The sequence below is a fragment of the Amaricoccus sp. genome, assembly GCF_036846665.1.
Lineage (GTDB): Bacteria > Pseudomonadota > Alphaproteobacteria > Rhodobacterales > Rhodobacteraceae > Amaricoccus.
The window spans coordinates 1-10,342 of the sequence record NZ_DAIUBO010000134.1; the positions used below are offsets into that span (position 1 = coordinate 1).

Here is a 10,342-nt window from a genome sequence, read left to right on the forward strand (position 1 = left end):
GGGGCCACGCTGGAGAGGCCCGCGGCGCGCGCGGCGGCGAGATAGGCGGTGAAATCCGCCGCCAGCCCGCGGGCCGCGGCCTCGTCGAGCGGCGCGGCGGGATCGCAGGCCTCGAGCCGGGCGCGCCAGGCTTCCGACTGCGCCGCCCGCGCGGGCGCCCGCGCGGTGGCGATGGCGGCCGCGGACCAATCCGTGAAGGAGAGGTTCATCAGCGGCAGGTCGAGCAGCCATTCGCCGGGATAGTCGACGATGTCGAGATGCACGACCGTGGGTCCCGCGAGGCCCGTCAGCAAGCCGCGCCGGGCGACGCGCAGCGAGAGGCGCAGCGTCGAGATCGAGCGCGTGCTCTCGGGCCAGTGCGGCTCGGGCCCGGCGAGCGCCGCGAGATGGTCCTCGAAGGCGAAGCGCGGCAGGGTGTGATCGGGCTGCGGCTGGAGATAGGCGGTCTCGATCCGGCCTTCCGCGACGGCGCGCAGCTGCGGCATGCGGCCGCGGTCGATGAGATTGGCGACGAGCGAGGTGATGAACACCGTCTTGCCGGCCCGGCTGAGCCCGGTCACCCCGAGGCGGATCACCGGATCGAAGAGCGCCGAGCCGAGGTCCTCGACGGTATCCTCGATCCTGCGGCCGATCCGGTCGGTCAGGCGGTAGAGATCCAAGGCCCGGTTTCTCCCGTGTCGCGTCCGGGACCTGACCTATGGGCTTTGCCGGCCGGCTACAACTGTGCCGCCGCGAGCGGGGGCGGCCGCGGCCGGATGCGCGCTGGCCCCGGACGCATCGGCGGCGGGGACGGAAAAAACGCCGCGATCCTCGCGGACGCGGCGTCAGGTTGCAGGGCTTTCCCGGCGGATGCGCCGGGAGGGGAGGCAGTCCCGCGAAGCACACTGCGGGCAGGCAGATCCGGTTCAGGCGAGGGCGGGCAGACAGAAGAGCACGATGATCGCGGCGCAGAGCCCGGCCAGTCCGAGGGCTTCGCGTGCCAGCACCGCCGGATCGGCGGTCAGGAAGCGATGAGCGAGATCCTGCATGGCATGTTCCCTCTTTGAGCCAAGATGTTCCGTTAATGTTCCGACATTGTTTACGATCTGTCAAGCATATTCTGGAACGGAAAGAGAACATCAGCCGGTCGGCCTAACCCACCGAAAGCATTCGGATCGCCCGTTCGCGCTCCAGGAGGTAGAGCAGGACGCGCATCGCCCGGCCGCGCGGCGAGGTCAGCTCGGGGTCCTGGGCGAGCAGCAGCCGCGAATCGTCCTGGGCGGTGCGCATCAGCTCGGTCTGGGTCTCGAGATCGGCGATGCGGAACCGCGGCAGGCCGGATTGCTGCACGCCGAGCAAATCCCCCGCGCCGCGCAGGCGCAGGTCCTCCTCGGCGATGGCGAAGCCGTCCTCGGTGGCGCGCATGATCTCCAGCCGCGCCCGCGCCGTCTCGCCGAGCGGCGGGTCGTAGAGCAGCAGGCAGGAGGATTGCGCCGCGCCCCGCCCGACCCGGCCGCGCAGCTGGTGCAATTGCGACAGGCCGAAGGCATGGGCGGCCTCGATCACCATGATCGAGGCATTGGGCACGTCCACCCCGACCTCGATCACCGTCGTCGCGACCAGGAGCCGCAGCCGCCCGGCGGAGAAATCGGCCATGGCCGCGTCGCGCTGCGCCGGCGGCAGCTGCCCGTGCACCAGCCCGACCTTTTCGGGGCCGAAGACCGCGGCCAGCGCGCGGAAGCGCTCCTCGGCCGCGGCCATCTCGGCGGTCTCCGATTCGTCGACCAGCGGGCAGACCCAATAGGCCTGCCGTCCCTCGGCGATGGCCCTGCCGAGATGCTCGATCACCTCGCCGGTGCGCCCCGAGGAGACCAGCACCGTCTCGACCGGCTTGCGGCCCGGCGGCTTCTCGTCGAGCACCGAGGCATCCATGTCGCCGTATTGCGCGAGCGCGAGGCTGCGCGGGATCGGCGTCGCGGTCATGACCAGGATGTCGGGTGCCCGTCCCTTGGCGCCGAGTTCCATGCGCTGGCGCACGCCGAAGCGGTGCTGCTCGTCCACCACGGCCAGCCGCAGGTCGGCGAAGGCAACCTCCTTCTGGAAGAGCGCGTGCGTGCCGACCATGATCGCCGTCTCGCCGGACGCCAGCGCCTCGAGCTTGGCCGTGCGCTCGGCGCCCTTGACGCGCCCGGTCAGCAGGTCCAGCCGCACCCCGGCGGCCTGCGCCAGCGGCGCCAGCGCGGCGCGATGCTGGCGCGCGAGGATCTCGGTCGGCGCCATCATCGCCGCCTGGCCGCCGGCCTCGACGCAGGCGAGCATGGCGAGGAAGGCGACCAGCGTCTTGCCTGCGCCGACGTCGCCCTGGAGCAGCCGGTTCATCCGGAGCGGCGAGGCCATGTCGGCGATGATCTCCTCCACCGCGCGGGTCTGGGCGCCGGTGGGCGCATAGGGCAGGGCGGCGAGCACCTTCGCCCGCAGCTGCCCGTCGCCCCGGGTGACGAAGCCCTTGGCGCGCTTCACCCTCTGCCGCGCCAGTGCCAGCGTCGCCTGATGGGCCAGTAACTCGTCATAGGCCAGCCGCTCGCGGGCCGGCGCCCCCGGCGACAGATCCCGCGGCCCCGCCGGCGCATGGGCGGCGCGGATCGCCGCCTGCCAGGCGGGCCAGCCGCGCTTCGCCAGGAGCCCAGGCTCGATCCATTCGGGCAGGGCGGGGGCGCGCGCGACCGCGTCGCGGGCGGCGCGGGTCATCGTGCGCAGGCTCAATCCTTGCGTCAGGGGATAGACCGGCTCGAAGGCCGGCAGCTCCGCCGCCCCGCCCGGCATCAGCACATGGTCGGGATGGACCATCTGCGCCAGCCCGTCGAAGATCTCCACCCGGCCCGAGACGATGCGCCGCTGCCCGGCCGGGAAGGTACGCCGCATCCAGTCCTCCTGCGCATGGAAATAGACCAGCAGGAATTCGGTCCGCGCATCGCGCACATGGATGCGATAGGGCCGCCCGCGCGCGCTCGGCACCTGGTGAAGGCCGATCTCGACCTCGACCGTGGCCACCCCGGGCAGGGCCGCCTCGCGGATCGAGCCGCGCAAGGTCCGGTCCACGCCACCGACCGGCAGCGTCAGGAGCAGATGCGCCGGCCGGGTGATCTCGAGCTTCTCCAAGAGGCGCATGGTCTTGGGGCCGACCCCGTCCAGCGCGGTCAGATCGGCGAAGAGGGGAAAGAGGATCTCGGGGCGTCCGTTCATGGCGCGACTGAAATCGAGCCGCCGCGCCGGATCAACCGAATTCGCCCGCGTCCCACAAGTGTCCTGGCCCGCGGCGGCATGGCCCCGGGGGGCGGGCTCGGCAAAAAGTTTGCCGAATCCCGTTGCAGCCCGCCGCTGCAGCGCTGAGAATGGATCCGATGGCATCCCGTCGGGGGGGTGCGATCTCTTGCGGAGATGTCGAATCCATGGGGGCCCAATGAGCGATCCGGTTACCGAACTGACTTCGAACGGCCGCGTGACGCGGGCCGAGCTCCGGGTCGCGCCGGAGCTGGCCGCCTTCGTCGAGAACGAGGCCCTGCCGGGAACCGGAGTGGATGCGGCCGCCTTCTGGAACGGACTCGCGGCGCTGGTGCGGGATTTCGGGCCGCGGAACGCCGCCCTGCTGGCCCGGCGCGACGAACTCCAGGCCGCGATCGACGCCTGGCATCGCGAGGAGCGCGGCGGGCGCGAGGCCTACAAGGCCTTCCTCGCCGAGATCGGCTACATGCTGCCCGAGGGCGAGCCCTTCACCATCGAGACCGAGAACGTCGATCCCGAGATCGCGCTGGTGCCCGGGCCGCAGCTTGTGGTGCCGATCACCAATGCCCGCTTCGCGCTCAATGCGGCCAATGCCCGCTGGGGCAGCCTCTACGACTGCCTCTACGGCACCGACGCCATGGGCAGCGAACCACCCTCGGGCGCCTACGACCGCGGCCGGGGGGCGCGGGTGGTGGCGCGGGCGCGGGTCTTCCTCGACGAGGCCTTCCCGCTCGCCGGGACCAGCCACGCCGACGCGCGGCGCTACCATGTGCGCGGCGGGGAGCTCCTGGTCGACGACATGCCGCTGGTGGAGTCGGAGAAGTTCATCGGCTACCGCGGCCATCCGCGGGCGCCGGAATCGGTGCTCCTGCGCAACCACGGGCTGCACGTGGAGCTCGTCTTCGACCGCACCCATCTGATCGGCAGCCGCGACCAGGCGGGGCTCGCCGACGTGCGGCTCGAGAGCGCGATGTCGGCGATCATGGATCTGGAGGATTCGGTCGCCTGCGTCGATGCCGAGGACAAGGTCGGCGCCTACTGCAACTGGCTCGGGCTGATGAAGGGCGACCTCGTCGAGACCTTCCAGAAGGGCGGCGCGCAGGTGATCCGCCGCCTGAACCCGGACCTGACCTTCACCGCGCCCGAGGGCGGCGAGGTCACGGTCAAGGGCCGGGCGCTCCTGCTGGTGCGAAACGTCGGCCATCTGATGACCAATCCCGCGATCCTCGACGCCGACGGCGGCGAGGTCTTCGAGGGGCTGATGGACGCGATGGTGACGGTGCTCATCGCCATGCACGACCTCAAGAAGTCCAAGGGCCCGCGCAACTCGGTCACCGGCTCGGTCTATGTGGTCAAGCCCAAGATGCACGGCCCCGACGAGGTCGCCTTCGCCGACGCGGTCTTCGGCCATGTGGAATCGGTGCTGGGCCTGCCGCGCTATACCGTCAAGCTCGGGATCATGGACGAGGAGCGGCGCACCAGCGTCAACCTCAAGGAATGCATCCGCGCAGCGAAGCACCGGGTCGTCTTCATCAACACCGGCTTCCTCGACCGCACCGGCGACGAGATCCACACCTCGATGGAGGCCGGGCCCTTCAGCCGCAAGGACTTCATCAAGCGCAAGGGCTGGATCATCGCCTACGAGAACCAGAACATGGACATCGGCCTGGAATGCGGCCTCTCCGGCCGTGCCCAGATCGGCAAGGGCATGTGGGCGGTGCCCGACCGGATGGCGGCGATGCTGGAGACGAAGATCGAGCATCCCAAGGCCGGGGCCAACTGCGCCTGGGTGCCGAGCCCGACGGCGGCGACGCTGCATGCGCTGCACTACCACAAGATCGACGTCTTCGCGGTGCAGGAGGCGCTCAAGAAGGGCGGCCGGCGCGCCTATGTCGACTCGCTGCTGGAGATCCCGATCGCGAGCTTCCGCAAGTGGACGCCAGAGCAGATCCGCCGCGAGGTCGAGAACAACGCGCAGGGCATCCTCGGCTACGTGGTGCGCTGGATCGACCAGGGCGTCGGCTGCTCGAAGGTGCCCGACATCAACGACGTCGGCCTGATGGAGGACCGCGCCACCTGCCGCATCTCGGCCCAGCACATCGCCAACTGGCTGCACCACGGCGTGGTGGACAAGGATCAGGTGATGGAGATCATGCGGCGCATGGCCGAGGTCGTGGACCGGCAGAACGCCGGCGATCCTGCCTACCGGCCCATGGCGCCCGGCTTCGACGGCATCGCCTTCCGCGCTGCCTGCGACCTGGTCTTCGAGGGAACCACGCAGCCCTCGGGCTATACCGAGCCGATCCTGCACGCCCGCCGGCGCGAGCTCAAGGCGCAGGCAGGCGACTGAGAAAGGGGGTGCCCCGGCATGGCCGCCGCGGCCGATGTCGCTTCGGACGCGGCCCCGTCCGGCCTGATCCGGGCGAGCGGGGCGGGGCGATGGCGTGCGCGCGGATCCCCCCCCGGGGCCGCGCGCGGATAGGGTGCCATGAAATACGCGATCGCCACGGTTTCGCTCTGCGGCACGCTTCCCGAGAAGCTGGCCGCCATCGCCGCGGCGGGCTTCGCCGGCGTCGAGATCTTCGAGGCCGACGTGCTGGCCCACGAAGGCACGCCGGCCGAGATCGGGCGCATGGTGCACGACCGTGGGCTCGAGATCGTCGCCTTCCAGCCCTTCCGCGATTTCGAGGGCATGCCCGAGCCGCAGCGGTCCCGCGGCTTCGAGCGCGCGAGGCGCAAGTTCGCGCTGATGAACGAGCTCGGCGCCGGCGCCGTCCTCGTCTGCTCGAATGTCTCGCCGCTCAGCCTCGGCGGCATCGACCGGGCGGCGGAGGACCTGCGCGAGCTCGGCGGGATCGCCGCCGGCTTCGGCATCGACGTGGGCTTCGAGGCGCTCGCCTGGGGCCGGCACGTCTCGGACTACCGCGATGCCTGGGAGATCGTGCGCCGCGCCGACCATCCCCGCGTCGGGCTGATCCTCGACAGCTGGCACATGCTGGCGCGGGGGCTCGCGCCCGACGCGGTGCGCTCGATCCCCGCCGATCGCATCACCTTCGTCCAGCTCGCCGATGCGCCGAAGATGGAGATGGACCTGCTGCAATGGTCGCGGCATTTCCGCAGCTTCCCCGGCCAGGGCGACCTGCCGCTCGACGCCTTCATGGAGGCGGTGATCGCCACCGGCTACGACGGCTGGCTCAGCCACGAGATCTTCAACGACCGCTTCCGCATGGCCTCGCCCCGGCGCATCGCCGAGGACGGGGCGCGGTCGCTCATCTGGCTGGAGGACCGGCTGCGCCCCGGACGGCTGCCGCCGCGGGTGGTGCCCGAGGCGGTGGAATGGATCGAGTTCGCGCTGTCGGAAGAGGATGCCGCGGATCTGGGGCGGCTCCTGACCGAGCTCGGCTTCGCGCTCACCGGCCGGCATCATTCCAAGCAGGTGACCCGCTACAGCCAGGGCGCGATCAACCTGGTGCTCAACACCGAGCCCGAGGGCCTCGCCCATTCGCAGCAGATCGTGCACGGGGCCTCCGTCGCCGCGATCGGGATCCGGGTCGGCGACGCGCGGGCCGCGCACGCCCGCGCCGAGGCGCTGCACATGACCGCCTTCCGCCAGAGGGTGGATCCGGGCGACCTGGAGATCCCGGCCATCCGCGGCGTGGGCGGGGCGCTGCTCTGCTTCACCGACGCGCGGTCCGAGCGCGCACGCGTCTGGAGCATCGAGTTCGAGCCGACCGGTGCGGCGCCCTCGGCGGTCCTGACCGGGATCGACCACGTGGCGCAGTCCATGTCGACCGGCGAGATGCTGAGCTGGCGGCTCTTCTACCTCTCGCTCTTCGACTTCGAGACGACGCCGCTGGTCGAGGTGGTCGATCCCGCCGGCATCGTCGAGAGCATGGCCCTGCAGAACCCGGCACGCAGCCTGCGAATCTGCCTCAACGCGAGCGCGGCGGGAAACACGCTGAACTCGCGGTTCCTGGCGGAATTCTTCGGCGCCGGGGTGCAGCACATCGCCTTCGCCACCGACGACATCTTCGCCGCGGCGCGCAAGGCCCGGGAGGCTGGCCTCGAGATGCTGGCGATCCCCGAGAACTACCACGACGATCTCGAGGCGCGGTTCGCGCTCGATCCCGCCATGCTCGACGAGATGCGCGCGCTCGGCATCCTCTACGACGAGGACGAGACCGGCCGCTATTTCCAGATCTACACGCGCGCGTTCAAGGACCGGTTCTTCTTCGAGATCGTCCAGCGCGAGGGCTACGACGGCTTCGGGGCAGCGAATGCCCCCATCAGGCTTGCGGCCCAGGCGCGGCTCGCGTGTCCGCCGACGATCCCGCGGTCCTGACGGGGCGCCCCGAGCGGGCAAGGCGCCGCCGCCGCTGGAAGGCAGGCGCGCGCGGATCTGTCACCCGCCAAATCCGCGGGGAAGGCGGCGTCGCCTCGGAGAAAGGGCGCCGGTCCGAAGCGACAGTCCGACCGGCGTTCACGCGCTGGCCCGGAGCGCGCGCATCAGTTCGGCGATGTCGTGCCTCGGCGCGATGCCGGCGCGAAGCGTGATCCCGACGGGTCCCGCCGCGGGAAGCTGCGGCAGGTCCAGCGCGACCAGCCTATCCCCGGCCAGTTCGTCGGCGACGACGCCGCGCGAGATGAACCAGATGGCATCGGATCCGCGCAGGAGGGCGCGGCCGAGTGCGAGCGAGACCGTCTCGACCCAGGGCTTCGGTATGTCGAAGCCGAGGCTCAGGAAATATTGCTCCACCAGCGGCCGGATAATGGCGCCCGGCGGCGGGAGCACGAGCGGGAAATCGGAGAGCCTGCCGGAGGCGCCGCCCGCGAGCGGGTGGCCGGGGCGTGCCACGGCGGCGACGTTTTCCGAGTAGAGCTGCTCGAAGACCAGCCCCTGCATCTGGTCCGGCGCCGCGAGCCGGCCCACGACCAGGTCGAGCCGCGCCTCGCGCAATTGCGACAGCAGCAGCCAGTTCGGCCCGGTGGTGATCCGCAAGGTAGTGCCGGGGGCCGATCTCCGGAACTCCAACGCCGCCCGCGGCATCACCTCCGTCGCGACGGTCGGAAGCACGCCGACGGCGATCGTCCTGCCCGCCGTCCCGGGATGCGCGACCGCCCGGATGCCGCGCTCGAGCTCCGCGAGCGACTGTCCCGCATGGCTCTGGAAGAGCCGCCCGGCCGCATTGAGGCGCAGCCGCCGGCCGCTGCGCTCGAAGAGCCGCTGGCCGAGCCGGTCCTCCAACTCGCGCAGGGTCTTGGAGACCGCGGGCTGCGAGATGGCGAGCGTCGCCGCGGCCTGGCCGACACTCGAGAGCCGCGCGACCTCCAGGAAGCATCGGATATGGCGGTAGCTGACGCTGCCCATGTATGCCATTTCAGTTATGCAATTCGCTTGAATCGTCATTTTACATAACCGCCTGAATCGGGCAGAGTCAAATCGAGGAGAGGGCCCATGCAAATCGCGACGATCAATTCGCTCCGGCTGCACTATGCCGAAAGCGGCGACCCGGACGGCGTGCCGCTGGTCTTCGCCAATTCGCTCGGAACCGACTTCCGGATCTGGGATGCGCTCCTGCCGCAACTGCCCTCCGGCCTGCGCCTCCTGCGCTACGACATGCGCGGCCACGGGCTGAGCGACGCGCCGGAGGGCGAATACTATATGGGCGACCTCGTCGCCGAGGCGGCGGGTCTGATGGACAGCCTCGGGATCGCCGGCGCGGTCTTCGTCGGCCTCTCGATCGGCGGCGTGGTGGCGCAGGGGCTGGCTGCGGAGCGGCCGGACCTGCTGCGGGCCATGGTGCTCTCCAACACCGCCGCCAAGATCGGCACCCCGGACGGCTGGGCTAGGCGCATCGCCACGGTGCGCGCCGAGGGGATCGCCGCGATCGCCGAGGGCATCCTCGGGCTCTGGTTCTCGAAGCGGTTCCACGAGACCCGCGCGGACGAGCTCGCCGGCTGGCGGCACATGCTGACCCGGACCCCGGTCGCGGGCTACACGGGATGCTGCGCGGCCATGGCCGAGACGGATCTGCGCGACAGCACCGCCCGCCTCGCCCTGCCCACCCTGGTGCTGGCCGGATCGGAGGACGGCTCGACCCCGCCCGATCTGGTACGCGAGACGGCAGAGAGCATCGCGGGCGCCCGCTTCGAGGTGATCCGCGGCGCCGGCCATATCCCCTGCGTCGAGACGCCGGAGGCGATGGCGGCGCTGATCGCCGGTTTCCTGGAGGAGAACGCCATTGTCTGACCGTTTCGACAGGGGCATGGCGACGCGCCGTGCCGTGCTCGGCGACGCCCATGTCGACCGCGCCGAGGCGGCGACGTCGGATTTCGACGCGCCGTTCCAGACCTTCATCACCGAAGGCGCCTGGGGCTCGGTCTGGTCGCGGCCCGATCTCTCGCGGCGCGAGAGGTCGCTGATCACGCTCGCCCTGCTCGCCGCGCTCGGCAATCACGAGGAGGTCGCGATGCATGTGCGCGCCACCGCCAATACCGGCGCCACGCCGCAGGACCTGTGCGAGGCCATGCTGCATGTCGCGGTCTATGCCGGCGTGCCGCGGGCCAACCACGCGCTGAAGATCATCAAGGCCACCTATGCGGAGATGGGGGTGCGGCTATGACCGGATCGGAATTCTTCCAGCGGGACCGGACCCTGCATCCGCCGGCGCTGACGCCCAACTACAAGACCAGCGTGAAGCGCTCGCCCCAGCACGCGCTCCTGTCCTTGGAATGCTCGATGAGCGAGATGACCGGGCCGCGCTTCGGGCATGGCGATCTCGGCCCGCTCGACAACGACCTGATCCGCAACTACGCCCATGGCGGCGAGCCGGTCGGCGAGCGCATCGTGGTGCATGGCCGGGTGCTGGACGAGACCGGGCGGCCGGTGCCGGGCACGCTGGTGGAATTCTGGCAGGCCAATGCCGGCGGGCGCTACCGCCACAAGAAGGACACCTATCTCGCGCCGATCGACCCGAACTTCGGCGGCTGCGGGCGCACGCTGACCGATGCGGAAGGCCGTTACCACTTCCGCACCGTCAAGCCCGGCGCCTATCCCTGGCGCAACTGGGTGAACAACTGG

9 protein-coding genes are annotated in these 10,342 nt (G+C 70.7%); 5 read left to right on the top strand and 4 right to left on the bottom strand.

Features of this window, described 5'->3' with window-relative positions:
- The 3 genes from V7050_RS13245 to recG all read right to left on the bottom strand — a co-directional run.
- Nucleotides 1-659 (bottom strand): YcjX family protein (locus V7050_RS13245; RefSeq protein ID WP_324410657.1); only part of this gene is annotated, 659 nt, incomplete at its 3' end.
- 246 nt (nt 660-905) lie between these two features.
- Complete coding sequence (locus V7050_RS13250) at nt 906-1,028, bottom strand: hypothetical protein (RefSeq protein ID WP_324367716.1); 123 nt, start codon at nt 1,026-1,028, stop codon at nt 906-908.
- 103 nt (nt 1,029-1,131) lie between these two features.
- Entirely contained in the window at nt 1,132-3,222 is a 2,091-nt protein-coding gene (recG, locus tag V7050_RS13255) for an ATP-dependent DNA helicase RecG (protein ID WP_324367714.1), read from the bottom strand.
- A 217-nt stretch (nt 3,223-3,439) separates the two neighbouring features.
- Between recG and V7050_RS13260 the strand changes: the two genes are divergently transcribed.
- Complete coding sequence (locus V7050_RS13260) at nt 3,440-5,611, top strand: malate synthase G (protein ID WP_324367712.1); 2,172 nt, start codon at nt 3,440-3,442, stop codon at nt 5,609-5,611.
- Nucleotides 5,612-5,749: 138 nt separating this feature from the next.
- On the top strand, nt 5,750-7,603 hold the full coding sequence (locus tag V7050_RS13265; RefSeq protein ID WP_324367710.1) for a bifunctional sugar phosphate isomerase/epimerase/4-hydroxyphenylpyruvate dioxygenase family protein: 1,854 nt from the start codon (nt 5,750-5,752) through the stop codon (nt 7,601-7,603).
- 138 nt (nt 7,604-7,741) lie between these two features.
- Here the strand turns inward: V7050_RS13265 and pcaQ are convergent, their stop codons facing one another.
- Nucleotides 7,742-8,668 (bottom strand): pca operon transcription factor PcaQ, encoded by a 927-nt coding sequence (pcaQ, locus tag V7050_RS13270; RefSeq protein WP_324367708.1) that lies wholly within the window; start codon nt 8,666-8,668, stop codon nt 7,742-7,744.
- A gap of 48 nt (nt 8,669-8,716) precedes the next feature.
- Between pcaQ and pcaD the strand changes: the two genes are divergently transcribed.
- From pcaD to V7050_RS13285, 3 genes are all read left to right on the top strand, one after another.
- On the top strand, nt 8,717-9,511 hold the full coding sequence (gene pcaD / locus V7050_RS13275; RefSeq protein ID WP_324373767.1) for a 3-oxoadipate enol-lactonase: 795 nt from the start codon (nt 8,717-8,719) through the stop codon (nt 9,509-9,511).
- Entirely contained in the window at nt 9,504-9,884 is a 381-nt protein-coding gene (pcaC, locus tag V7050_RS13280; RefSeq protein WP_324373769.1) for a 4-carboxymuconolactone decarboxylase, read from the top strand. The genes pcaD and pcaC overlap by 8 nt, the downstream gene beginning before the upstream one ends.
- On the top strand, nt 9,881-10,342 hold a 462-nt coding region (locus tag V7050_RS13285; protein WP_442885694.1), incomplete at its 3' end, for a dioxygenase family protein. The genes pcaC and V7050_RS13285, both read left to right, overlap by 4 nt.

What these genes read in the sequence shown, in the direction of transcription:
- pcaD (WP_324373767.1), top strand. Translation starts at nt 8,717, where the DNA reads ATGCAAATCGCGACGATCAATTCGCTCCGGCTGCACTATGCCGAAAGC.
- pcaQ (WP_324367708.1), bottom strand. Translation starts at nt 8,668, where the DNA reads ATGACGATTCAAGCGAATTGCATAACTGAAATGGCATACATGGGCAGC.
- V7050_RS13260 (WP_324367712.1), top strand. Translation starts at nt 3,440, where the DNA reads ATGAGCGATCCGGTTACCGAACTGACTTCGAACGGCCGCGTGACGCGG.
- V7050_RS13265 (WP_324367710.1), top strand. Translation starts at nt 5,750, where the DNA reads ATGAAATACGCGATCGCCACGGTTTCGCTCTGCGGCACGCTTCCCGAG.
- recG (WP_324367714.1), bottom strand. Translation starts at nt 3,222, where the DNA reads ATGAACGGACGCCCCGAGATCCTCTTTCCCCTCTTCGCCGATCTGACC.
- V7050_RS13250 (WP_324367716.1), bottom strand. Translation starts at nt 1,028, where the DNA reads ATGCAGGATCTCGCTCATCGCTTCCTGACCGCCGATCCGGCGGTGCTG.